Source organism: bacterium (assembly GCA_020444065.1).
Lineage (GTDB): Bacteria > Sumerlaeota > Sumerlaeia > SLMS01 > JAHLLQ01 > JAHLLQ01.
This window is the reverse complement of the sequence record JAHLLQ010000003.1, coordinates 432830-457034: the sequence shown is the minus strand read 5'-3', so window position 1 is coordinate 457034 and position 24205 is coordinate 432830. Positions and strand designations below refer to the sequence as shown.

Genomic DNA, 24205 nt, shown 5'->3' with positions numbered 1-24205 from the left:
GAGTAGAGGATGGAAAGAGTCTCAAATGTCGTTCACGGCACTGCACATTGGCGATTTGCATTTCTGGCGCTTCCCGCGCAATCCGATGGCGCTGTTTGGAAAGCGCATTCTCGGCGTTGGGAATCTGGCGCTGAATCGGGCGCGCAAGTTTCATATTCATCGCGGGGTCGTCCTGGTCGAGCGCATGATGGAGTTGCACGCCGATTGGATGTTGTTCAGTGGCGATTTCACAACAACGGCACTTAAGTCCGAGTATCGGGCCGCACTCGCCGCTCTCTCTGTTCTTGACGAGAAACTTCCGGGGCGAATTCGCGCCGTGCCCGGGAATCACGATCGCTATACTGGCGGAGCCATTCGTTCGCGCACGTTTGAATCTCACCTTTCGAACTGGTGCGACATGGGAACGTGGCCCCACTACAGCGATCTCGGAGACGGTGTTTGGCTGGCGGGCCTGGATGCGACGACGAAGAACGGCCTGACGGGCAGCTTTGGCCGCGTCCCGAAACCGCAAATCGACGCACTGGCCCATTGGCTCTCGGAGAATGCTGCGAATGTCCGGGAGCTTTGGCTGCTTTGCCATTTCCCCGCCGAGGATCCTCCGGGCGTTCTGAAGCACGACCGCGGCATTCAGCTCTACAACACCGAACCGCTTCTCCAACTGCTCGGCGGCCTCGACATTCCGGTGCTCTATCTGCACGGGCACCATCACTATCGCTGGGTGTATCGCAGCTCGGCCCAACCGAACATCACGTATCTGAACGGGGGGGCGCCGCTGATGATCCGGCACGATCCGAATCCGGATCTCGGCTTCACACAGTTGCTTCGCGAAGACGGGCAGACGCGCATGCGCCTGCACACATACAGCGTTGAGGAAGAGGTTTGGTCGCAGGTTGACGTCCCGGAGCCCGCCCCGGGAGAATATCGCAACCTGCAGAAGGCCGCCGCACAGGTAGCCCAGGAGATTTCATGAGTCTGTTCAACGCCGGACGCCGCCGGCAGGCCGATGAGCTTCGAAAATCGGCAAAGCCGCGGTCGATCGAGATCCATTCGCTGACGCCTCAGCCTGACGGTGCCGGGATCCCTGCGCCGTACTACCGCGTCGCATTCACATTCCTCGATCCGCCCGGGCCGTATTCCATCCAGTTCTTCGAATCCGAACCCGACTCGCCCGACCTGGCGAAGTCCCTCGCCCCCGGCGTCAAGGCCCGCTACTTCGAAAGCCGTGACGGAGCCCAAACGCGCGTTATAGAAACAGAAGATGGCAAGGTGTGGTGGCCCCACTAAGTGCGAGGCTGGTCTCGTGTTTGCTCCGGTTTTCCATGGAGGTTCCAACTATGCGTCGATTTGCGATTTTGACCCTTGTGGTTTTGACTGCAGGCATTGCCCAGGCCATTGGCTTTAACCAATCCGCACCGGTTGCTCTCGATGTGGGCGGCAGCGTGCGCAATGTTGTCATCACGCACCAGCATCGCGACAACAGTTCGCTTGGAAAGGTCTATGTCGCGTACGTCGGCACGGCCGATGGCACGACGCATATCTTCGGCACGGTGGAGCAGACCGTCGGCGGGTCGGACTTCCTGCCGCCGGTTCAACTTTCCACGACGGTCGGCCCCCACAATCACCCGTCCATCGCAGTCGATCGGAACGGCAACGCCCACGTGGCCTGGGAAGGCCCGGGCGGATCCAGCGACACAGCCACCGACATCTACCACGCGATCTTTAATCCGTCCGGCAATATCGTACGCAGCCAGTCGAACGCGACGGACACAGAGGGTCAGTCGGAAAGCACGCCTTCCGTCGCAACCGTGAAGTACGGCAACAAGGTCCTGCCGATGATTGCCTACATCGGTCCGGACCCGTTCAGCACACCGGTCGATAACGATGTGCTGCTAGTGACCGGCAATGTGGGAACCGTCACGTACTGGGGTAGCCCGGCCGATATCTCCGACCAGCCCGGCGACGTGGATGAGACAAACGGCGAAGCCAACCCAGTCATCGATATCGTTCACATGGTTGATACGATCAACGATTTCCACCAAGGCGCGATCGTATGGGAGAAGGGCGGTGGTCTCTACACGTCCGTGATTGCGAACGAGAACACGTCCTCTGCGATTACTTACTTCTCCCAGGTCCTTCCGATCTTGAACAGCCAGACGGGCACGGCGACCGGTGACAGCCCTGCTCTCGACGTCCAGTCCGTTGGCACTGGGCGCGACTACTGGGTCGGGCACGTGGCATTCATTCGCACGGATACGCCACAGCGCACGGTCAACTATCTGCAGTTTTCTCCTCTTGAAGGAAACACAGATGAGCCCAGCGTCACGCTCGTGGAGAGCTTCGCGGCGTCCACATCGCAGTTCCAGCCGAGCTATCCATCCATCATCGTCGATGGCGATATCGATGTTCAGGATCGCTTCACGCGGCGCGTGCATATCTCGTGGGATGAGTTCAATCAACGCATCGTTGCCGTGCGCAACACAGGTGGACTGAGCGAGAAGTTCAACCTTGGCGGCTTCACTGGGAATCCTGCCGCACCGATTTCCAGCTTCAGCGATTCCGGCGAGATCTATCCGACGGTCTCTGCGCTCTACCACACCGGTCCGGGACAGATGGCCCTGACGCCAGTGGATAACACTCCGCGTCTGCGAGTGCTCTACGTCGATCCATCGTTCAATGGCACAGGAACGCGTGATGTGGTTGTGGGGAACGAATACCCTCTGCTCCCACCCACGCCCACGCCGACTCCGTCCCCCACACCGACGGCTTCGCCGACGCCAAGCGACACGCCCAGCCCGACGCCGTCGTCGACACCATCGCCCACCCCATCGGATACGCCGACTCCCACACCGAGTGCCACGCCCACCGAGACGCCGACTGCAACTCCCACGGGCGTGCCTCCGACCGCAACACCTTCAAAGACGCCAACACCAATACCCAGTCCTTCGCCGACGAACACGCCGACGCCGACACCTTCGGCTACTCCAACACCCAGCCCGACGGGCACTCCAACGCCGATTCCGACTCCCCTGCCTGTCTCAACAACGGAGATCGCAGACTTCCTGCTCGCGCAGTTGAGCCTCAGTCCTTCTGAGAAGACGGATGCGGATCTGAACGGCGATTTCGTGCTGGACATCGGCGACGTGGTGCGATCGACAGGGTATTAGCACCCCCTTTTTCGCCCCAAATCCCAATATTTGGTGTGATTTTCGTAAATTAGTCCAAATTGCTTGACGGCCTGCTGTCTCCTGTCGAAACAAGGGGACTGAAGTTTCTCTTTCCAAGAAGTTCAGGAGGAACCCAGCCCCCATTTCGTAAGGAGCAGTCCCATGAAAGTTCGCACACTACTCCTCACCGCCATTGTGGCCACTGCCCTCGTCCTGCCCTCGAACCTTTTCGCCGGATCTTATCTTCGTGTTCTCTCCTGGAATGCCCGCCACATGGGGTGGAGTGGAGAAACCAACTGGAGCGGCTATGCCGACCAGGCGTGGGAAGATTTCGGTTCCAGCAGTAGCGCCGGTAACGGCGTCGACGTCATCTTTCTGCAGGAAGTCATGTACAGCAGCAGCGCTTCGAGTTTCGCCTCGGCCATGACGAGCCGCAGCGGCGTGACGTGGAGCTACAAAGTCACCAGCGCTATCGGACGAAGCAGCTACAAAGAACGCTACGCCGTCGTTTACCGCACCGATCGCGTCAGCATCCTGAGCCAATACGTATGGAGCGACTCGGGCGACAAGTTCGAACGCGAACCGCAAATCGTGAAGCTGCGCCACAAGAATACAGGCGCGGACTATACGTTCATCAACTGGCATTGCATCTGGGGAACAACGACCCAGCGCAAGGCGGAGATCAACGCGATCGCCGACGTGTTCAAGAGCATCCAGAACGCCAGCAGTTCTGATCAGGACGTGATCCTGCTTGGCGACTTCAATCGCAACGCAACGTCCTCTTACTTCAGCCGCCTGAAGAGCACGTCTGTGATCTCGCCGCAGGTCAGCTACAAGGTGAATAGCAACACGACGATCAATTCGTCCTGCGCGTTCGCGAATCCTTACGACCACTTCTTCATGCAGACCGCGTATGTGACGGAATACTCCAGCGCAGGACGCGACTACATCTCCGGAATGTGTACGTTCCGCAATAACCTCTCGGATCACGCACCAATCTGGTTGAAACTCTATTCAACGTCAGACACTGACTGACTTCCGAGTTGATAGTCGGGAAGTTTGCCCGCCCCGCCGTTGTGCGGGGCGGGTTTTTGTTAGACATCAATGTGCTTCCACTTGCCGCGCCAGACGAAGTACACAAGCACGATTGTTCGCATCAACCAGTCGAACACAGTTCCCCAGTAGACCCCTGCAATGCCCATCCCCAGTTTGTAACCGAGCAGATAGCCCAGTCCGATCCGCATTCCGATGGTTCCGACAATCTGCGTCAGGAAAGGCGGCAGTGTGTCGCCGGCGCCGCGCAGGCCACCGCTCAGCGTCATTGCGGAGCCGATGAAGCACTGCTGCAGGCCAATCAGGAACATCAGCATCAGGCCGATGTCGCGCACGTTGCCCTGGACATCGAACCAGTCGAGAAACCAACCGGGGAACACGACGAACAGGATTCCCATTACGCCCATGATGACCATCGTAACCACGACGTTGAGCGAGAAGAGGCGCGATGCGAGGGCGATCTTGCGCGCGCCGAGCGCCTGGCCGATCATCGTCGCCGTGGCGACGGCAACGCCGAAGCCGGCGGTGAAGCTCAGCGATTCAATGCGCACGGTCGCCGTGTGCGCGGCAAGCGCCTCGACGCCAAAGCTGGCCACCATGCCGAGGAACACCATGAACCCGATGGAGACGAGAATCTCCTCCCAGAAGGCAGGCCACGAAACACGCATGATCGTCGGGGTGACGTTTGGCATCCAGATGCGAAAGCCGTCGGCCTCAATGCGAAGAACCCCTTCGCTGGACTCCGCCGGAGGGATCAACTGCAGGTCGTCGCCTTCGAGTTCCTGGTCGCCGGTCAGTGCAAGCGGCATGTCTTCCGGCGGTTCCATCACGCGCCGCGGCGTCAGCCCGCGGTGCAGAAGGATCAATCCGATTCCCAGGCCGATGATGACGCTGAAGGTCGTTCCCCACGCGGCGCCATCCATTTTCATTCTCGGGAAACCGAAGTGTCCGAAGATCAGAACGTAGTTCATCCCGATGTTAAGAGCGTTCATCAGCAGCGTCAGCAACATCGGCGTGCGCGTATCGCCGGCGGCGCGCATGCTGCCGGTCATATTGAAGAAGGCTAGTCGAAACGGGAACGACAGCAGAACGATGTGGAAGTAGCTGGTGGCAACACCAAGGACGGGATCTTCAGTCTGCAGGAGTTGGAACAGCCCGCGAGCGAAGGGCCAAAACGCAATCGCGACAACCAGCCCGATCAGGCCGCCGAGACTAATAGCGTGGCCGAGCGCCCGCCCAGCTTCCGCAAAACGGGTCTCGCCCCAGCGACGCGCGACGTAGGCGCCTGCGCCGACCTGCGTGATGCCGGCCGTATTCGAGAGTCGCCACAACGTCACGCCGGTGACGGCCGTGGCCGCGAGGTAGATCTGGTTATTCGCCAATCTCGCCAGCATCAGCGCATCGACAAGGAAGACGGCCGACTGCAGAAGGCTTTCAAGAACCGATGGTGCACCCAGCCGAAACACTGTCCCAAGGATGGGGCGAACGGGCAGCGGGCGGGATGTGGCGGTGGCGGACGTCATAGCGGGCGAATCTGGCTGTCGCCGGGCCGCGGTTGCAAGCAAAGCCAGACGCGACTTCTAGTTTGCCCCCACGCCATGGGTTACGCTAGGAGATCGAATTGGATTGTACGAAGACCGCACACTTTGCCTTTGGAGTAATTGACATGCGATTGCTACTCATACTACTTGCCTTTGTGATTTCCGGTGGACCGACCGGGATTCTTGCCCAAGGACAGGAACCTCACGGACGATTCGGGATGCCGATTGAGCCGCCAAGCGAGACGACGAAGGAATCGACCTACGGATTCCTGAAGGGCGCGCCGTCCGTAAAGATCGTCGAACCTGGCAGGTTTGAAGTGACCTTCGAAACCGAAGAGCCGACCCCGCCGGCCGTTCTGTCGGGCGGAGCAAACACGCTGGACGAGGAACTCGACTATCCGCGCTTCCACTATTTCTGCGGCGGGCGCGAGGACGGTGAAGTCACGGATCTGCGCACAGAGCACAGTATCACGGCGGATTTCTCCAGCATCAAGCGCCGCCTGCCGAATACGCCCTACGAGCCGCGCGTTACCTATCGCGTCGAGGTCTATATCCCGAGTTTCCGCGCAACGCGCTTCTTCGAGGGCCGTGTGTACTTCAATCCGGAAACACTCGGCGATGCGACGAATGTAACGTTCGGCCCGACGGTTGAGCAGGTAACACCGAACACCGCCGTCATCGCCTGGGAGACGGATCGGGAGGTCCCAGGGGAAGTGCGTGTCGTTCCCATCACTCTCTCCAACGGAGTCTACTACGAAACCGGCCAGTGGATGACGTTCCGTTCCAATGGTGTCGGTATCAGGCACGAAACCAAGATCGAGGGAATGAACCCAGGTGCGATGTATCGCTACCAGGTCGTGACCGGCGATACGACGGTACGGCCGTATGAGTTCAGTACGCCCGGCGACTGGCCGATTCGATTTGCTGCGATGGTCGATAGCCGCGAAGGAAACGGCAGCGGCATGAATAACTTCGGCGGAGTAAATGGCGCCTCGCTCTACTCGCTGGGAACAGATCTCTACTTCCGCGGCACGGACTTCGTGGTGTTCGCGGGTGACTTGATCAACGGCTACACGACCAGTCCGGATGATTATCGCAATCAATTGAATGCCTTCCGTTGGATCATGGGACCCGTGCACGCGCGGATTCCGATCTATGAGGGCATGGGAAATCACGAAGCCCTGCTGACCCGCTTCGACGATGGCAGTCGCTGGGGCGTCACAGTCGACAGACTGGGCGAAGAGAACTCCGAGACAGTGTTCGCCGACGCGTTCGTGAATCCGACGAACGGCCCGAAGGACGAAGGCGAAGGCTCGCCGTCCTACGATGAGACAGTGTATTACTTCGATTACGGTCCAGTCCGCGTCTTTATGCTGAACAACAATTACTGGTTCAGCAGCGATCCGTATAAGATTGGCGGAAACCTCGAAGGCTACATCCTGCCGAATCAGGTCGAATGGCTGCGTGAAGAAGTCGCCAAGGCCAACGATGATGACAGCGTGGAATACATCTTCTTCGCTGCGCAGGAACCGCCCTTCCCCAATGGCGGACACACACGTGACGCGATGTGGTATCGCAGCGGCGACACGAATCGCGATGGCAAGGTCGACGACAAGGACATCCCGATCGTCAAGAATCGCAATACGATCTGGGAGATTGTCTCCTCCTCGCCGAAGTCTGTCGCGTTCATCACGGGCGACGAGCACGCCTACAGCCGACTGATTGTCACAAATGAGACCGATATCGGATCGCGCACGACACTGGATGGGACCGAGTTGGAGATGAAGTATCCGGTATGGCAGATCACCAGCGGCGGTGCAGGCGCGCCGTGGTACGATAAGGAACTCGATCTTCCGTGGAGCCCGAACCTCAAGACACACTCGACGCAGCCTCACTACGCGTTCTTTACGCTCGATAGGGAAAACGTCACCGTCGAAGCCTACTCGCAGACGGGCCAACGGATCGATCACGCAATGCTGCGCAAAGACGGCAAAAACACGAAGGAGTGACTAGCCGCCGAGCGCTAGCGATCGCGAATGGACATCACGATTGAACACGCAGTTGGGACGTATATCGCCCTGGTGGGGATTGCCTGCCTCGTTGGTATCGTGGCGCGATGGCTGACACATGTGCCGTACACGATTGCGCTGACCGTTGTGGGGCTTTGCCTGGCGCTCTTTCACATCGGGCCGGAAATCCACGAGACAGGCTTCAGCAAGGAACTGATCTTCCTGGTCTTTCTGCCGCCGCTGCTCTTCCAGGGCGCGTTCCATATGCAGTTGGATCGCCTGCGTGCGCACGCCATTCCGGTCGCCATTTTTGCGACGATTGGTGTGGCTGCATCGATGCTGTTGATTGGCGGATTGTCATTCGCCCTCGGCGTCTTCTCATCGTTGGGCATTGCGTTGCTATTTGGCGCGCTCATCTGCCCGACGGACCCGGTCTCGGTGCTTGCGATCTTCCGCGAGTATGCCGTGCCGGAGGACTTGAAGTATCTCGTCGAGGGCGAGTCGCTCTTCAACGACGGGACCGGCGTGGTGTTGTTCGCGATCGTGCTCAGTGTCGTCAGCGGCGCGCACGATTTCCACGCCGGTGTCGCGTTGCTCGAGTTCGTAAAGGTGGCACTCGGTGGCGCCATCGTCGGAGTGGCGCTCGGCTATGCAACGTTCCTCGTACTGAGGCGCCTGCACGATCACCTGCTGGAAAACGCGATTTGCCTGGTTTGTTGTTATGGGACGTTTTGGGTCGCCGAGCACTTCCATCTCTCCGGCGTAATCGCAACGGTTGCTGCGGGTTTACTACTCGGCAACTACGGGCGGAAACTCGCGATGTATCCGAAGACGATCGCCACGGTCGAGGTCTTCTTCGAATCGATCGACTTCCTGATCAACTCGATCCTCTTCATTCTGATCGGCCTGGAACTCCAGGTTATTCCAAAGGATGAAGTGATCGGTCACCTGGGTGATCTGGGCATTGCTATCGTTGTGGTTCTGGTCGCGCGAGCAATCGTGGTTTACCCGATGTTCGCGATCGGCCGGGAGTTCTTCGGCCGCCGCGGAATCTATCCATTCCGGTGGGCACACGTCTTGAACTGGGGCGGCCTGCGGGGGTCCATCCCGATCGCGCTCCTGCTTGGCCTTCCGCGCACAGGAGTCGTCGGCGAAGCGCGCGACTTGCTTCTTGTGCTCGGGTTTGGATTCGTTTGTTTCTCGCTGATCGTCCAGGGCCTCACGATGAAGCCGCTGCTGTTCAAACTGGGATTGGTCGAGAAAGAAGAGCAGACTTAATCACTCAAGAAGCAACACGCCGAACAACTGGAACGGATCGTCTTCGTCGCGGTTGATCAGATCGCCCCAGTGCACCATCTCAAGCGTGTCCTTGAGCTCGATGCCGAGCGCTTCGAGGGTCGGGCGCTGCTTGCCGGGGAATTCGCACGGCCGAAACCGATCGTCGTGATGCAGATAGAGGCACGTCCCGATCGCAAGCGCAAACGCGCGCGGGTAGCCGCGCTTCAGGCATTCCTTCTCGGTGTGCAGGACGGTTCCGGAGAAATCGCTCCAGACCTTCAAGTGATCTCGCTGCCCGAACGGTTCTTCGAGGCGAACGATCAGTCCGTACTTGTACTCGCCGAGCATCTCGCGCGTTTCTTCCACAGTCGGCGAGTACGGCGGCGTGAGATCCGACTGGCGCGTCTCGTCGCAAGTGAACTGGCAGCGCAGACGCACCGATCGATTCACGAAAATCTGCGACGAGTAAATGAACTTAGCCTCGGTCAGTCCAAAGACCGCCGGATCGTTCATAATGCGGGCGACGTATCTCTCACGAACTTCCAAGGTCCGCCTCCTGTGGCTTCGCGGGATCTTGCTCCTTGAGAATCCGATCCAGGACACCGTTCACGAAGCGCCGCGACTCCGCATCCCCGAACTTCTTTGCCAACTCGATGTACTCGTTCACGGTTACAGCGCCCGCGACGTCGTCCATGTAGAGAATCTCCGCAACGCCCAGCCGCAGCAGCGCGCCATCGGTGGCGGACAGACGCTCGAGCGTCCAATGCTTCAGCGCCCCATCGAGGGTCTCCTCGATCTCTTCGTGGTGCTCGGCCACAAGTTGCAGCAGACGAGAAGCAAACTCGTCGACCGAGCGCGAATCGTCGTGCGCCATCATGCCGTGGCTGACGGTCGCGTCGCTAACATCGAATCCGGTGAAGTGCGTCGAGAAGAGAACCTGAAAAGCAGCTTCTCGAGATTGACGGCGTCTACCCATGAAACTCCTCGGGGGCGGCGCAGAAATGGGATCGCCGCCATACTGGGATGAGGTATCGCGAGGACGGGGAGCTTGGCAACCGGAGAACTCCGCGTACACACATGCTTCGATACGTCTGCACAGGAACAGGGCAAGCGACAATTCCGGTGCAATCGGTAGAATCCCAGTGGAAGGGGACCGTGCCGCCCGTAAGTCCTGAGGTCTCAGCCATCAACGCTTGCATCAGAGACGCTCCAAAAACTGGTGCAGTGTTTGCACGCTTTCCCGTTGGGGAAGTACCAGTATCTCCCGGCCATATCGCCGGGAACGTGTAAGCATGTTGGGATTGGGAACGATTCGGCAGGCAGTCATCGCTTTTCATGGTCTCCGTCGACCGATGTGAGACCATCTCCGAAAACAGTTCCCTGACATGATGATGATTTCCAAGGCTGACTGCGTTCGCGCGGCCGTGCTTTGGCCGTGCGGCCCTCTTGACTGCAGAGGATCAGGAGACGAATTGGCCGCGCGGCCGAACAGAAGCGTACCCTCCCTGGGTAACGATCCCCCCCAAAGACCTGCCCCCGGAAGACTTCCCACTTCCGGGGGCAGGCGCTTATCGGCTTCCTTCGCACCTCTCAGGTTCCCAGCCCAGCTCGAAGGAAGTCGACGAACTCATCTTCGTTGCGCGTCAATCCGCTGAAGGTTGCGACCGTCTCCTCGTCCGGAGTCACGATTGCATAGAATGGCAGCGAGAATGTGCCGAAGCGCTCCGCCTGCATGCGCTGGTACTTCTCCCCCACGTCCTTGTCGTCGGTGTACAGCGACACGAGAATGTACTTCTCGAGCAGCTCGTTCACGCGCGGACGCGGGAACATCTCCTTCTCCATCAGGCGGCAGTTTGTGCATGTCCACCCGGTGAAGTCGACAAACAGCGGCGTGTTCTCCTTCTTCGCGAGCGCCAGTGCGGCTTCGTAGTCATTCAGAATCCAATCGAGTTCTTCCACTTCGGCGTGGCCTCCACCGGCCACAACGACCGTCGTGCCTCCGCGCCTCGAAGCCGCGTCGGGCGGCAGATAGGATTCGATAAACGTGTGCAGCCGGCCACCAAACAGACCAACCGTCAGATACAGCGAAATCGTTCCGAAGACGATGGCGAGCATGAGCCGCCCCGGTCCGACGGCGCTCTTCTCGGGGTCGTGCGGGAGGCGAACCATTCCGATCAGATACAACGTCGTCAGGAAGGAGATCGTGACCCAGGTCGCCAGCAAGATCTCGCGCGTGAAGAAGTTCCAACTCCAGACGAGATCGCTGTTCGAAAGGAACTTAAGCGCGGCAGCCAGTTCCAGGAAGCCCATCACAACCTTGGTCGAGTTCAACCAGCCGCCGGACTTCGGCAGTGCGGAAATCGCCTGTGGCACAAGGCCCAAGACGAAGAACGGTAGCGAGAAGCCGACAGCGTAAGCCGTCAGGCCAACGAACGGCTTCAGCCAGTGGCCCTCGAGCGTCAGCACAATCAGCGGCCCGACGATCGGGCCGGTGCAGGTGAAGGACACGATCACAAACACGATCGCCATCAGCATCGCGCCCATCGCATCCGTTCGGCCGGAGGAACGCTTCTGCAGTTTCTGCGTCCAACTGGATGGCAGTTGCATTTCGAACAAGCCGAACAGGCTGAGCGCGAACACGATGAACAACGCCGCAAGCCCGAGGTTCAGCCATGGATTGGCCGCCAACTGGTTGATGGCGCCGGCGCGTTCGACTCCCCAGCCGAATAACCGCATCGCAACAGCCAGCCCAAATCCCAGGATCGCAAAGCCTGCCACGATCGAGCCCGCGTAGATGGACGACAAACCGACCTGCTTGGCGCGCGTGGAAGCGGCGCGTTTCGTGAAGAACGAAATCGTGATCGGGATCATCGGGAAAACGCACGGCGTAAGCAGAGAAATCAGGCCGAGCAGAAAGGCCGCTCCGGCCAGCCCGGCCATACCGGCGCGTGCCAGTTCGCTGCCGCTGCTTTGCGACGAAACGCGATTGACCGTGCCCGGAATCGGGGGCGGCTCGAGAAGCGAGTCGTCCGATTCGACGACCACGACGGCGGGCTCTTCGACTTCGATCACCTCTTCCACGACGGGGGTGGGTTCGGGTGTCGGCGTGGCCGTGGGTTCGGTGGCGGCTGCCGCTGCGGCTTCGCGCCCCATGCGGATCATCATGTCTGCGCTGAATGGCATCTTGCGCGGCGGCAGGCAACTCGTCGCGTCGCAGATCTGGATCAGAATCGTGCCGTCGGTCTTGTACTCGCCCGGCTCGATGTCCTGGGCCTTGTAGGTGCGCGAGAATGTTACCTTGCCTTCGTGATAACTCACGTCGACCTGGAAGCCGAGATCGAACTTGGTCTCAGGAGCCGGCTCCTCCCATTCGCCGATCGCGTCGACCCCGGTGCTGTCGCCGATTGTGATCGCCGTCGCAACTGGCCCTGCGGCACCGAGGTTCATTGCGTAGATGTGATAGCCCTCGTTCAGGTCCACGGTCACATCCAGGCGAACCTCTTCGCCGGGAAGAGCGACGCTCGGCGTGAAGGCGGCGGAGACCTCGGCCGGGTACCGGAAGTTCGACAGATTGCCGAATCCCTGGGCCAGGGCCGCGCCGGGCAGCGCTGCGAGCAGAAGTAGAATGGGGACGAGAAGCGACGGGAAGCGTACGCGCATGAGACTCCGTTTCCTGTGTTCCAGATCGATGAGCGCCGCCCGAATGTGGGCGGCTTGGTGAAGAGATAGGCAAAACCCGCGCCCGTTGCGGAAGGCGCTGCCTACTGTGCCCCTAACCCGAGCAAATTCAAGGCAAACTGCATCAAGAGCGTCCACATGTTCAACCCCAGGTGAATCGCGATAGCGCCCTCGAGTCCGAACCGTCGGCGCGCGAAACCCAGCATGAGCCCGATGGCCAGTATCTGGCCTTCTTTGATACCGTCGGGCGTCACCATGCCTGCATGCCCCAGCGCCCACAATGCCGCTGCCGCGACCACCGCCAACCAGGCGGGCCATCCGAACCGAGCGCAGATACGCTCCAGCAGGCCCTGCAGCGCCCCGCGGAAGATCAATTCCTCGATTGGCGCGGCCAGCAGTGCCAGAATGACCAGCGTGGGGAACTGCCAGCCGAGGACCAGCAGGCCTGCGAAAACCTCGGTTCCCTGGACATTGAACAGCAGCCCCGCGACCCAGAACCAAAGCAGCGACACGATGATGACGGCCCCGGTCCCCGCCAGGATGCCGATTTGCCAGACGGGCTTGGGCGGCAGGCCGCCCTTGCGCGATCGGCGATCCATGTCGAACGCCGCCGGCAACGCGCAGGCCGCCGCCGCCAGCATCACCCACGTCCCCAGCGTTCGAGTCATGAAGACCTTCTCAACGCCCCCCACCCAGACTGCCAGGGCCGCGCAAACCGACCCGAGAACCATCAGGGTGACCCCGGCTACCAGGGAGCGCCGCACCGGCCGATTGCCCACCAACCACTGCCCAACGATCTGCGGTCGCGCCATCATCCAGATGCTCGCTCCAACCACGGCCCCCAGCGCGCTCAGTTGAGCAACAGTCTGGGCGGCGGAAACATAGTCATCTGGCGATAGAAGCGGCATTGCAACCCCGGCATCGATGTCGTGCAGAAGTCATCCCCTGGCCACCGGCCGAGGACAAGCTTTTCCGGGGGTGGCCGTCCCCGCCGTGAAGGCTCCCGCCCGCGGATGCGTAGAAGAAAGTTCGGCTGCGATGTCGGAGGTGGGAGGAAGTGTAGCGTGCGCGCGGCCGGGATTCTCTTTTCTTGGAGTCGATAATGGATCTATCGCGAGGTCTGGTGGCTCTGGCCGCCACGCTCGCCGCGGGGCTGGCTGTGCCGGCCGCGGCGGAAATTACACCCCATGGCGCCATGCTGCGCTATCCGGATATCAGCAGCGAGAACATCGTCTTCTCCTACGCCCAGGACATCTGGCTGGTTCCGCGAGAGGGCGGCGTCGCCACACCGCTGGCGAGTCCCGTGGGCGGCGAACTCTTTCCCCGATTCAGCCCGGATGGCCAGACGATTGCCTACGTCGCCAACTACGATGGCAATTCGGACATCTACACGCTGCCGATCACGGGCGGTGTTCCCGAGCGCATCACGCACCACGGGGCACTTGAATTCCTGACCGATTGGACAGAGACGAACCAACTGGTCTTCCACGCGTGGGATCTGATGGGCCTCTCGCAGCAGGAGCGCCTCTACACCGTGTCGCCGACGGGCGGACTGCCCGAGGCGCTGCCTGTGCCGTACGGTGCGGACGGAACGATCAGCGCCGATGGCGAGTGGCTGGCCTACACGCCGTGGGGTTCGCGCAAGTTCCGCACCTGGAAGCGCCACGTCGGCGGCCAGGCGACAGACGTCTGGCTCTTCAACTTGAAGGACAACACCTCTCGACAGATCACCGACTGGATAGGCACAGACGGTCAGCCCATGTGGCATGACGGGATCGTCTACTACTTGAGCGATGCGGGCGAAGGCTATCGCTACAACATTTGGTCGTTCGATCCGAAGAAGGACAAGCGCGAACAACTGACTGACTACACGGATTACGACGTTGGATTCCCCGCGATTGGTCCAGGGCCGAAGGGGCGTGGCGAGATCGTTTATCAATACGGCGCCAGCCTCAATGTGCTCGACCTGAAGAACGGCAAAACGCGCGAAGTGGAAATCACAATCCCCGGCGACCGGCCGAATCTGCGTCCGACGCTGGTGGATGCGAGCGACTTCATCCAGGGCGGCTCCGTCTCGCCGGCCGGCGAACGCGTGGCGATCGAAGCGCGCGGCGATATCTGGTCGATGCCGGTCGAGAAGGGCGTCGCGAGAAACCTGACACGCACCGATGGCGCCTTCGAGCGTTTCCCCGCGTGGAGCCCCGACGGGCGCTGGATCGCGTACTTCTCCGATGAGAGTGGAAACTACGAGCTGACCATCACGCAGTCCGACGGCAAGGGCGAAACCCGCACGCTGACTGATCTAGGCGATGGATTCCGCTTCAATCCGAAGTGGTCGCCGGATTCGAAGTTCATCACCTATTCCGACTACGCCGGGAATATCTTCATCACGACCGTTGAAGATGGGATGACGAAGGTTGTCGATCGCGACAAGGGCGCGAATCGTTCGCACACCAGTTGGTCGCAAGACTGCGCGTGGTTTGCCTATACGAAGGAACAGCCGAACGGCAATTGGGCGATCTATCTCTACAACATGGAGTCGGAAGATTCGACCAAGGTAACGTCCGGTTTCTACTTCGACACATGGCCGACGTTCGATCGCGAAGGGAAGTACCTGTACTTCGCGAGCCTGCGCGAATTCACCGATCCGGTTTATCATTATGCCGGTGATGGATTCGTCTATCCAGACACAGATAAGCTGGTTGTTGTGCCGCTGAGGAATGACGTCCCATCTCCCTGGTTGCCGGAAAGCGATGAAGTGACTTGGGAAGAAGAGAAGGACGAAGCCGCCGAGGTCGAAACAGAAGAGGCTGAAGCGGAAGAAGATGAGGCTGAGGAAGCTGAGGAAGAAGGAGAAGAGAAGGAAGAAGAAGCGGAAGAGGAAAAGCCGCTCGAGATCGATCTCGAAGGCTTCGAAAGCCGCGCGATGTTGCTGCCGGTTGAAAAGGGCGGCTATTTCAACCTCTGCGTCGGCGACAGCGGTGCGCTATTCTACACACGCAACGCGGAAGGCGAAGAAACAAAGACGTTCACGATCAATATTGAAGACGACGAGCCGAAGGCCGAAGCCGTTGCGGACGAGGGCAATTTCTCGATGTCCGCAGATGGGAAGAAGCTGCTCTTCTGGCGCGGCAGTCGTGCGTATGTTGTCGATGCAAAGGCTGGGCAGTCGCTGAAGGACTCGGTTTCCACAAAGGGCATGGATGTGGAAATTCGTCCGCGCGAAGAGTGGCATCAGATCTTCACCGATGTGTGGCGGCTGTATCGCGACTTCTTCTACGATCCGGGTATGCACGGTGTGGATTGGGACGGTGTGTATAAGCAATACGAGCCGATGCTGGCCGATTGCGTGACACGCTCCGACCTGAATTACATTATCCGCGAAATGATCGCCGAACTCAACGTCTCGCACTCCTATCTGGGTGGCTCCGGCGATGTGGAACGAGCCGACCGTACATCCGTTGGCGAACTGGGCGTCGATTTCACGCTGGAGAACGGGGCGTATCGTATCGCCAAGATCTACGAGGGCGGACCGTGGGATCTCGATGCCCGCGGACCATTGAGCCAGCCCGGCGTTGACGTCAAGGAAGGCGACTATCTGCTTGCCGTAAATGGCGTGTCTCTCGATACGTCCATGGATCCTTGGGCATCGTTCCAAGGCATTGCGGGACAGACCGTTACGATCACCGTCAGCGAGAAGCCGGAGATCGATGACGACGCGCGCGAAGTGCTTGTCGAGCCACTGCGGAGCGACAGCGACTTGCGCTATCGCGCCTGGATTGAACTGAAGCGCTCCTACGTCGACGAGAGGACAAACGGCGAGGTCGGCTACATCTACGTTCCGAATACACAGATCGCCGGCCAGAATGACCTGGTTCGCCAGCTGCAGATGCAACGCGACAAGGCTGCGCTGATTATCGATGAGCGTTGGAACGGTGGCGGACAAGATCCGAACCGCTTTGTCGAATTGCTTAATCGCCAGGTGCGCAGCTATCGCCCATCGCGCTACGACGATCCGCCGTCGACCCCGCGCGATGCGCACTTCGGACCGAAGTGCATGTTGATCAACGGCCGCGCCGGCTCCGGTGGCGACTTGTTCCCGTACTACTTCCGTGTTGCCGGCGTTGGGAAGTTGATCGGCACAAAGACGTGGGGCGGCGTGGTCGGCCTGACCGGCAATCCCGAACTGATCGATGGCGGCTCGATCACCGTGCCGACACGCGCGACCTACAGCGCAGAGGGCGAATGGGTAATCGAAGGTTGGGGTGTCGAACCTGACATTCGAGTCGTCGATGATCCGGCAGAGATGATCAATGGTGGCGACCCGCAACTGGATGCCGCGATCGATCTGATGCTGAAAGAGATCAAGGAGAACCGTTACGAGAAGCCGCCGGTTCCCAAGTACCGCGATCGCAGCGGAATGGGTCGTCCCTGATTTCGCGTCGCAATTCCTAAAAACAAGTCGCCCGCTCTCAACTTCCGAGAGCGGGCGGTTTTCATTTCTGGAGACACGAGACTACTGCCTCTGGCCTTCTTCCGCGGCGCCGCTTCCGACGCGAATTGGAATCCAGAGGAATCGCACAGTCGGCGCGGTGTTCTTTCGCCCCCAACCGAACATCCCCCACAGCGGGCCGTGGGAGGAATTGATGACCTGGTTCTTCTTCAGATCGCTCAGCGAACGATCAAACCACAGGATGCCGAGAATCACCATGCGTTGTTTCTTGACCTTGTGTCTATACTGCGAGGTGACGTCCGAATACCCAAGGTAGGAGAAGAGCGGCCCGTGACCGATGATGCGATTCTGGTCCTCGCGGATATCGAAGTCCGCCCAGAGGATCGACCCCAGCAGTCCGCCGAGCAGGAATGGTGTCGCAACATAACCACCGTTTCCGGACTTGGTTTCGTAGGACATCACCATCGGCCCAAGCGTCCAAAGAATATTCGTCAGAGAGAAATCGCCATTCCGAAGATTGCCCCCAACGTGCGAGACGAACAGTGGAACTCCCCACGCATTCAGATTCGACCCGAGGGCCTGCGGATTGCGCGTCTTGGCGGAGGTCCAGAATGGTGTCCAGAAGAGGTGTGCCTCTCCGATCGGTTCATGGTCGCCGGCCTCGTAGAATGCCTGACCGGCGGAGACATACACCGGCAGGAAGATCAGCGGATTTCCAAGGTCGTACCAGGCGAAATCGAAACGACTGGCGGCTTCGCGCGAAATGGCAAAATCATGCAGCGAAAAGAACCACGGCAACGGCCACGTCTTCGCGTGGGAAGAACGGTGAACGCTGTCTGTGCCTTCGACCTGATCCCACAGCTCCGAATTGATCATTTCTCCCGGACCGGGAGCGGGAAAATCGGCAAAGATCTTGTCGTCGTCGATGATCGAACACCCGACAGATCCAAGAACAAGAAGCAAAAGGAACGCGAAAGTTGCGGTGCGACGTAAGGACATGAACATCTCCGAATGCAATTTGGACCGACTCTCATCGCTTGCCTTGTGCGCGATTGAGGTGCAAGCCGATTGCTTTATAACTGTCTGTGGCATTTTCGAGAAAAATCTCGGCTCCGGCCTTGCGCTCGGGCGGGGGGCTGTCCAATATCCCCCCGAATCCGGAGGGGAGAGGCTCCCTTGATCGGAAACCGAATCGGAAGGAGTTGTGCACATGGCAGTCAAAGGAAACCTGGTGGTCGGACAGTCCGGCGGCCCGACCGCGGTGATTAACCAGTCGCTGATCGGCGTGGTAAAGGAAGCAATGAAGCACCCGGACATCGAGGGCATCTACGGCGCTCGCAATGGCGTCGAGGGCGTTCTGCGGGAGGACTTCATCGATTTCCGCGCGGAATCGGATTCCAATCTGGAAGCGATCGCCGCCACCCCCAGCGCCGGCCTCGGGTCGTGCCGCTTCAAGCCGAAGGAAGAAGATTGCCGCCAGATCTTCGAGATTTTCGAAAAACACGGCGTCCGCTACTTCTTCTATATCGGCGGCAATGACAGCGCTCTGTCCGCCGGCATCATTAACAAGATCGCGCGCGAAGCAAACTATGAGCTCCGCGTTTTCCACGTTCCCAAGACCGTCGACAACGATTTGCTCGTCACCGATCACTGCCCAGGCTATGCGTCCGCCGCGAAGTACGTTGTGAATTGCTTCATGGGCAACGATCTCGACAACCGCGCGTTGCCGGGCATCAAGATCGACATCTGCATGGGCCGCAATGCCGGCTGGCTGACCGCCGCGTCCGCGTTGGCGCGCGTCAATCCGGGCGACGGGCCGCACAAGATTTACCTGCCGGAGCGTACGTACACGCTGAAGCAGATTCTCGACGACATCGATGCATCCTACCAGGAACACGGCCGCGCCCTGATCGCGATCAGCGAAGGCGTCGCCGACCTGGACGGAAACCTGTTCCTGCAGAGCGATCGTATTCGCGAGGAATTGAAGGAACTCGGCATGGAAGCGATCATCGGCCTGTTCGACGCAGCCGGCAAGGTTGAGGATCTCTCCGGCGGCGCGAAGAAGGATGCCTTTGGTCACACCCAGCTTTCCGGCTCTGGTGCATTGGCGGACTTCTTTGCCGCGGCGACGAAGATCTATCTCTATAACAAGTACCAGAAGAAGTTCCGTATCCGCGCCGACACGCTGGGCTACGCACAGCGCTCGATGGCAGGCGTCGTCAGCGAAGTCGATGCGCTCGAAGCGCGTGAAGTCGGCGAAGCCGCCGTCAAGATGGCCATGATTGGCGACATCGACGGTTCCGTCTGCATCCGCCGTGTCGATACGGCTTATGGTAAGTACCTGGCCGAGCCGTTCCGTGCAGCGCTGGAAGATGTTTCCGGCGTCAACTTCCCGAAGGGCCAGAAGCAGTATCGCCCGATGGAAGACAAGTACATCAACGAAGCCGGCAACGACGTCACCCCCGAGTTCATTGAATGGTGCCGTCCGCTGCTCGGCGAACTTCCTGTGAAGGGCATTTTGAAGTTTGCCCCGAAGAAGTAAGTTCGATTCTGCATCAACAAATCGATACCCCCGGGTTGGAGTTTTCAACCCGGGGGTATTCTAATTCTCATAAGCTATCTTTCCCATTTTCGCTCAGTGCGAGCTCGGAAAGTGAACATTCTTTTCATGTTGAACTTTCCACAGGATGAACCGGATTGCGCTGGACACCCTGCCGCTTGCGCGCGTCTACTATCCTTGCATCCTGATGGAATACAATACTCTCAACGAAGGACATAGTATTATGGCTAGAAAAGCTCGGAAGAAAGCTGCACCCAAAGCCGCTCCGGCGCGCATGCGTCCGGCTGTTGAGCTTCTTGTCGAATTGGAAAGACAAAAAGCCCAGTTCGAAAAGGAGCATGCCGAGATGTATCGCGAGATGTTGGAGAAGGCGATCGAAGAGAAGACTGACGAACTCGAGAAGGCCCGCATCGCTCGCGAGCAGGCTCAAGCCAAAGAGGCTAACCTGGAAGAGGTTCTTGCGGGCCTGAAGGCCGATCTCGCGAATCGCTCCGGCAAAGCCAAAGCTCCCACCGCGCCCAAGCCTGCAAAGGCACCGACGGCGAAGAAGACAAAGAAGGCGAGAGGCAGAAAACCCGCTGCCAAGAAGCCCGTCAAGAAAGCCGCCGCAAAGAAGAGCAGCGGCCGCAAGCAGCGCGTCGATATCGACACGAAGCGCAAATACGTCGCCGACGCGTTGAAGTCCTATCCCAAGGGCGTCGCGTTCAGCACACTGCGCGACAAGCTTGCCAAAATGACATTGCCCGGTTCGAAGTCTGCCGTCTTTGGCGCGGTCGACTTGAACAGCTCGGCAACGTTCGGCAAACGCCTTCTCCCGCGCGGCTGGAAAGTCCAGGGGTCACACCGCAGCGCGAAGGTTGTGAAGAAGTAATCGCAAGTTACCAAACTCCTAAACGAACTGCACCCGCCTCGGCCGAGGCGGGTGCAGTTCGTTTTGATATAACCAAGGTCAATCAGCCAGGGATTCCCGGGGTCCGGGCGCCGGATGGCGGAGCGACCGTGACGAGCGTAAACGGTCCGTCCGGAAGCGCGCAGATTTTGCAGCGCTGTCCGTGACCTTGCATGGCGACTTCGACGGCTTCCTGCAAGTCGCTCGTTGGCGTCATGCCCGTGGCCCACAGTTCGTCTTCGCTCATGCCGTCTGCCAAAACGATCACTTCATGCTTGGCGAGAATCTGGTAGAACACCTGCGCCACCCACTGCCCGGGCGTGAAGTTCTCCGGCTTGCTGTATTTTTCGCGGAAGCTACGCGGCCCGTCGCAATGGAGAAGAATATCGCGCAGCGGGTCGGGACCAATCCCATCGGCCAGCTTCGCCGTCAGGACGATGGTTCCATCGTCTTTCAAGGCGGGCAGAACGGCCGACAGCACATTCACCATCTGGAGAACCGTCGCGTCGTGGGGTGCTCCCCCGCCGCCGGTCACCACGATGTCCATCGGTTCCTTCAGGCTCACGTTCATCATTTCGCGAACCATGCCGACGGCCGCGATGTGAGACTGGCCCGGCTCGCCGACGACAACGCGCGATAGTTTGCCCTCTGGCGTCATCATCACGGAAACCGCCACATCGCACCCGGCCTTGCCCATCGCATCGAGGCCGGCCTTGTGGAACGGATTGTCACGAATGATCCCATAAACCACATTCGGGTCGGAAACGTTCTCGAAACTGTACATGTGGCGCAGCGTATCTTCGTTCGCAAGCCCCGGCGTGATCACGGCGCGGCCGCCGCTGAAGCCGCGGAGCAGATGCGGATACACCGGCCCGATCACGATCTTCAGATCCGCATCCAGGTAGCCCGTGTTGATGCGCAGCGGATAATGATCGAGCACATTGCCGATCTCGCGGGAAGCACCGTAGTCCGTCGGATCATGCAACGCCACGGGATAGCGGTCGCGGATGTCCTGGGGAACCAGTTCCTCGATCAATTCACGGCCGCTGGGATTCCAGTAGAAATTCGTTAGAAGTACCAGGATGTCCTTTGCATCGAGGCTGCTCGCCTCTTCCAACTCCTCCAGGAACTCGCCCAGGAACTCCGGGAACAACCCCGGCGCGGAGGAATCGATCGCCACGACCGCGTTGGATCGTCCGGCCACGAGGCGCTCGAACGAATCGATCCCGATCGGATCGTTGAAAGCAGCCAGCAACTCGGCGCGCTCGTCTCCTGCCTGTTCGTAGCGGTGGGAACGATAACAACGCCCGTTGATCCAGTTGTCCGGAACATCAACGGGGAGCATGTCATCGCCAAACGGCAGTTTTACGTGCATGAGCGGCACTCCGGTCGCATGAGAACATCCTTGGTTCTTAGGGGAACAAAGAGGGGTCGTCAACGCCGGAGAGCAGGGAGTTTTTCATTCCCCGCCGGGACCGGGCTTCCCGGCAATCCGCCGTCATTCTGACTTCAGATCGTATTCCCGGATCTTCTTGCGCAGCGTATTTCGGTGGATCCCCAGCACCTCCGCTGCCTGCACCTGGTTGTGGCCATTCGCCTCCAGGACCCGGGCGATGTGTTCCGCTTCTACGCGAGACAGGGGCCAGTCCGAACCGGCCGCCGGCCGAGATGGCGTGATGGGAAGCGGCGTCGGCGCCGCGCCTGGGCCCTGCGAAGGCGACGCGGATACCATCCGGCCCGCCAACGGAAGGCTTAGATGCCTGGGGAGAACCACCTTATCATCGCAAAGAAGGACCGCTCGCTCGATGCAATTGGAGAGCTCTCGGATGTTCCCCGGCCAGTCGTATTTCTCTAACGAGATGATCCCCTCGGCGCTGATGCCGACGATTTGCTTGCCGAGTTTCTTGGCGTGAAGCTGAAGAAAATGGTCGGCCAGGGGCGCAACATCGGCACGGCGCTCTCTGAGCGGTGGCAGCTCAATCGGGATCACGGCGACTCGATGATAGAGGTCCTCGCGGAAACGCCCAGCGCGCACTTCCTCCAGAAGATCCCGGTTGGTCGCCGTCACCAGTCGCACATCCGCGCGAATGGGTTTCGTCCCACCCACACGAGTGAACACACGTTCCTGCAGGAAACGCAGCAGCTTCGGCTGCATCGCCAGCGACATCTCGCCGATCTCATCCAAGAAGAGCGTGCCGCCGTTCGCCTGCTCGATCAGCCCGCGCTGCATCCGAATCGCGCCGGTGAAGGATCCTTTTTCGTGACCGAACAACTGCGACTCGAACAGCGATTCCGGAATCGCCGAACAGTTCACTGCGATGTACGGCGCACCCGCGCGGCCGGCCGGCGACAAGTCGTGAATCCGCCGCGCAAACAACTCCTTGCCTGTGCCCGTCTCCCCCACCAGCAGAACCGTGGCGGGGGTAGGCGCCAGCTTCGCAACCGTCTCCAGAGCTCTCCTCAGTGGCGCGCTCGTGCCGACAATGTCGGACTCCGGCCCGGCGTAGCGTATCCGCAGCGCAAGCGCCTCGGCCTTCTGGCGCGACTCGATGAAGACGGCCATCAGCTTTGCAACGGCGCGAGCATTCCGCAAATCCAGCAGCGAGTAGGCATCCAACTCCTGGCGCTCGAGGTACAGCGCGCCAATCGCCGTGTCGTCGATTTCCAGGGGCGCCGCGAGGATCGATCGACTCGCCGGAGCCTTCGGCGCATCCGGTGAAGGCGGCGCCGCCAAGTCCGGCCGGTCGCTGATCAGCATCGCTTTGCGCTCGTGGAAAGTCTTCTGAATCACCGCGGAGTCGGCAAGGATGCGCTCGTCGCGCGAGATCGCGACCGAAACGCGCAGCCGCCGCGCCGCCGTATCCCACAGCAGCAGAACCAACTGATCCGTGCGGAACAACTGCGCCAGGCGCTCGCACGCATGGTTCAGCGAATCTGCAAAACTGACGCGCGCGGAGTCGAACAGTTCGCCGAGCTGAACGACGAAATCCATCCCCGCGTCGGTCGGCTCGGGACCGCCCACCTCGGTACGCGACAGGACGGCAACCGGCGCCACCTCGACCGTCTCATCGTGAGGCTGAGCGAAGTACACGGACCGGTCGGAGAAATCCGCGTTCTGGATGTCGAAATCGGAGTCGAACAGAAACAGCGAGTGCCCGACTTGAATGACGTCGTTCTTCAGCAGCGGGCGCTGGCCATCGACGCGGTCCGTATTTACGAACGTGCCGTGGCGGCTTCCGGCGTCCTCAAGAATCCAGCTTAGATTGCGTCGGCGAATGCGCGCGTGCTCGCGAGAGACGGCGGCATCGGGCAATACCAAATCCATCTCCTCGGCGCGCCCGAGGCAAGTCACATCGCCCAATTCAAGCCGCATCCCAGTCAGCGGCCCCCGAATCCCAAGTAACGTCGCGATCGCCGGATACCTCCTGCAGCGATTGTATGCACAGAATCGGGAGGCTTTGGAGAGACGGCAAGCCGAAAGGAGGGCGGGGCGCTGATCCGTCGGGCCTTCAGCCCTCCGACTCCTGTGCTCACGGTACCTGGCGCTAAGCGCGCCAGGCTGGTATACTCCGCGCCGATG

Annotated in this window: 17 protein-coding genes; 9 read left to right on the top strand and 8 right to left on the bottom strand. The window is 59.9% G+C overall.

Annotation, left to right across the window (positions count from 1 at the left end):
* Positions 1–25: 25 nt before the first annotated feature.
* The 4 genes from KQI84_09580 to KQI84_09565 all read left to right on the top strand — a co-directional run bounded on the left by KQI84_09580 (position 26) and on the right by KQI84_09565 (position 4199).
* Positions 26–970, top strand: coding sequence for a metallophosphoesterase (locus tag KQI84_09580; GenBank protein MCB2155125.1), 945 nt, complete (start codon positions 26–28; stop codon positions 968–970).
* Complete coding sequence (locus KQI84_09575) at positions 967–1284, top strand: hypothetical protein (protein ID MCB2155124.1); 318 nt, start codon at positions 967–969, stop codon at positions 1282–1284. Before KQI84_09580 ends, KQI84_09575 begins: the two co-directional genes overlap by 4 nt.
* 50 nt (positions 1285–1334) lie before the next feature.
* Entirely contained in the window at positions 1335–3164 is a 1830-nt protein-coding gene (locus KQI84_09570; protein ID MCB2155123.1) for a hypothetical protein, read from the top strand.
* Positions 3165–3326: 162 nt separating this feature from the next.
* The gene (locus KQI84_09565) at positions 3327–4199 is read left to right on the top strand and encodes an endonuclease/exonuclease/phosphatase family protein (protein MCB2155122.1); all 873 of its coding nucleotides are present in this window, start codon (positions 3327–3329) and stop codon (positions 4197–4199) included.
* 59 nt (positions 4200–4258) lie between these two features.
* Here the strand turns inward: KQI84_09565 and KQI84_09560 are convergent, their stop codons facing one another.
* Positions 4259–5740 (bottom strand): MATE family efflux transporter, encoded by a 1482-nt coding sequence (locus KQI84_09560; GenBank protein ID MCB2155121.1) that lies wholly within the window; start codon positions 5738–5740, stop codon positions 4259–4261.
* 143 nt (positions 5741–5883) lie between these two features.
* On the opposite strand from KQI84_09560, the gene KQI84_09555 reads away from it, so the two are divergent.
* Together KQI84_09555 and KQI84_09550 are read left to right on the top strand one after the other, a co-directional pair.
* Positions 5884–7767 (top strand): metallophosphoesterase, encoded by a 1884-nt coding sequence (locus KQI84_09555; GenBank protein MCB2155120.1) that lies wholly within the window; start codon positions 5884–5886, stop codon positions 7765–7767.
* A 27-nt stretch (positions 7768–7794) separates the two neighbouring features.
* Entirely contained in the window at positions 7795–9045 is a 1251-nt protein-coding gene (locus KQI84_09550; protein MCB2155119.1) for a sodium:proton antiporter, read from the top strand.
* Here the strand turns inward: KQI84_09550 and KQI84_09545 are convergent, their stop codons facing one another.
* The 4 genes from KQI84_09545 to KQI84_09530 all read right to left on the bottom strand — a co-directional run bounded on the left by KQI84_09545 (position 9046) and on the right by KQI84_09530 (position 13631).
* Positions 9046–9591, bottom strand: coding sequence for a DUF2284 domain-containing protein (locus KQI84_09545; GenBank protein MCB2155118.1), 546 nt, complete (start codon positions 9589–9591; stop codon positions 9046–9048). It lies immediately after the preceding gene.
* Positions 9578–10021, bottom strand: coding sequence for a transcription antitermination factor NusB (gene nusB, locus KQI84_09540; protein ID MCB2155117.1), 444 nt, complete (start codon positions 10019–10021; stop codon positions 9578–9580). The genes KQI84_09545 and nusB overlap by 14 nt, the downstream gene beginning before the upstream one ends.
* 614 nt (positions 10022–10635) lie before the next feature.
* Entirely contained in the window at positions 10636–12705 is a 2070-nt protein-coding gene (locus KQI84_09535) for a thioredoxin family protein (protein MCB2155116.1), read from the bottom strand.
* 101 nt (positions 12706–12806) lie between these two features.
* The gene (locus KQI84_09530; GenBank protein MCB2155115.1) at positions 12807–13631 is read right to left on the bottom strand and encodes a CPBP family intramembrane metalloprotease; all 825 of its coding nucleotides are present in this window, start codon (positions 13629–13631) and stop codon (positions 12807–12809) included.
* A gap of 194 nt (positions 13632–13825) precedes the next feature.
* On the opposite strand from KQI84_09530, the gene KQI84_09525 reads away from it, so the two are divergent.
* Positions 13826–17158, top strand: a complete 3333-nt coding sequence (locus tag KQI84_09525; GenBank protein MCB2155114.1) for a PDZ domain-containing protein — start codon at positions 13826–13828, stop codon at positions 17156–17158.
* An 81-nt stretch (positions 17159–17239) separates the two neighbouring features.
* Here the strand turns inward: KQI84_09525 and KQI84_09520 are convergent, their stop codons facing one another.
* Positions 17240–18175, bottom strand: a complete 936-nt coding sequence (locus KQI84_09520) for a hypothetical protein (GenBank protein MCB2155113.1) — start codon at positions 18173–18175, stop codon at positions 17240–17242.
* Positions 18176–18386: 211 nt separating this feature from the next.
* Here KQI84_09520 and KQI84_09515 point away from each other — a divergent pair, with 211 nt between their 5' ends.
* Both KQI84_09515 and KQI84_09510 read left to right on the top strand, forming a co-directional pair.
* Positions 18387–19718: a diphosphate--fructose-6-phosphate 1-phosphotransferase gene (locus tag KQI84_09515; GenBank protein ID MCB2155112.1), complete on the top strand. Its 1332-nt coding sequence runs from the start codon at positions 18387–18389 to the stop codon at positions 19716–19718.
* 241 nt (positions 19719–19959) lie between these two features.
* On the top strand, positions 19960–20607 hold the full coding sequence (locus tag KQI84_09510) for a hypothetical protein (protein ID MCB2155111.1): 648 nt from the start codon (positions 19960–19962) through the stop codon (positions 20605–20607).
* 82 nt (positions 20608–20689) lie between these two features.
* On the opposite strand, the gene KQI84_09505 is transcribed toward KQI84_09510, so the two are convergent.
* Both KQI84_09505 and KQI84_09500 read right to left on the bottom strand, forming a co-directional pair.
* Positions 20690–22000 (bottom strand): DUF2088 domain-containing protein, encoded by a 1311-nt coding sequence (locus KQI84_09505; protein ID MCB2155110.1) that lies wholly within the window; start codon positions 21998–22000, stop codon positions 20690–20692.
* Positions 22001–22123: 123 nt separating this feature from the next.
* Positions 22124–23998, bottom strand: coding sequence for a sigma 54-interacting transcriptional regulator (locus KQI84_09500; protein MCB2155109.1), 1875 nt, complete (start codon positions 23996–23998; stop codon positions 22124–22126).
* Positions 23999–24205 lie beyond the last annotated feature (207 nt).

Coding starts and splice junctions, on each gene's coding strand:
- KQI84_09580 (MCB2155125.1), top strand. CDS start 26: ATGTCGTTCACGGCACTGCACATTGGCGATTTGCATTTCTGGCGCTTC.
- KQI84_09575 (MCB2155124.1), top strand. CDS start 967: ATGAGTCTGTTCAACGCCGGACGCCGCCGGCAGGCCGATGAGCTTCGA.
- KQI84_09570 (MCB2155123.1), top strand. CDS start 1,335: ATGCGTCGATTTGCGATTTTGACCCTTGTGGTTTTGACTGCAGGCATT.
- KQI84_09565 (MCB2155122.1), top strand. CDS start 3,327: ATGAAAGTTCGCACACTACTCCTCACCGCCATTGTGGCCACTGCCCTC.
- KQI84_09560 (MCB2155121.1), bottom strand. CDS start 5,740: ATGACGTCCGCCACCGCCACATCCCGCCCGCTGCCCGTTCGCCCCATC.
- KQI84_09555 (MCB2155120.1), top strand. CDS start 5,884: ATGCGATTGCTACTCATACTACTTGCCTTTGTGATTTCCGGTGGACCG.
- KQI84_09550 (MCB2155119.1), top strand. CDS start 7,795: ATGGACATCACGATTGAACACGCAGTTGGGACGTATATCGCCCTGGTG.
- nusB (MCB2155117.1), bottom strand. CDS start 10,021: ATGGGTAGACGCCGTCAATCTCGAGAAGCTGCTTTTCAGGTTCTCTTC.
- KQI84_09535 (MCB2155116.1), bottom strand. CDS start 12,705: ATGCGCGTACGCTTCCCGTCGCTTCTCGTCCCCATTCTACTTCTGCTC.
- KQI84_09530 (MCB2155115.1), bottom strand. CDS start 13,631: ATGCCGCTTCTATCGCCAGATGACTATGTTTCCGCCGCCCAGACTGTT.
- KQI84_09525 (MCB2155114.1), top strand. CDS start 13,826: ATGGATCTATCGCGAGGTCTGGTGGCTCTGGCCGCCACGCTCGCCGCG.
- KQI84_09520 (MCB2155113.1), bottom strand. CDS start 18,175: ATGTCCTTACGTCGCACCGCAACTTTCGCGTTCCTTTTGCTTCTTGTT.
- KQI84_09515 (MCB2155112.1), top strand. CDS start 18,387: ATGGCAGTCAAAGGAAACCTGGTGGTCGGACAGTCCGGCGGCCCGACC.
- KQI84_09510 (MCB2155111.1), top strand. CDS start 19,960: ATGGCTAGAAAAGCTCGGAAGAAAGCTGCACCCAAAGCCGCTCCGGCG.
- KQI84_09505 (MCB2155110.1), bottom strand. CDS start 22,000: ATGCACGTAAAACTGCCGTTTGGCGATGACATGCTCCCCGTTGATGTT.
- KQI84_09500 (MCB2155109.1), bottom strand. CDS start 23,998: ATGCGGCTTGAATTGGGCGATGTGACTTGCCTCGGGCGCGCCGAGGAG.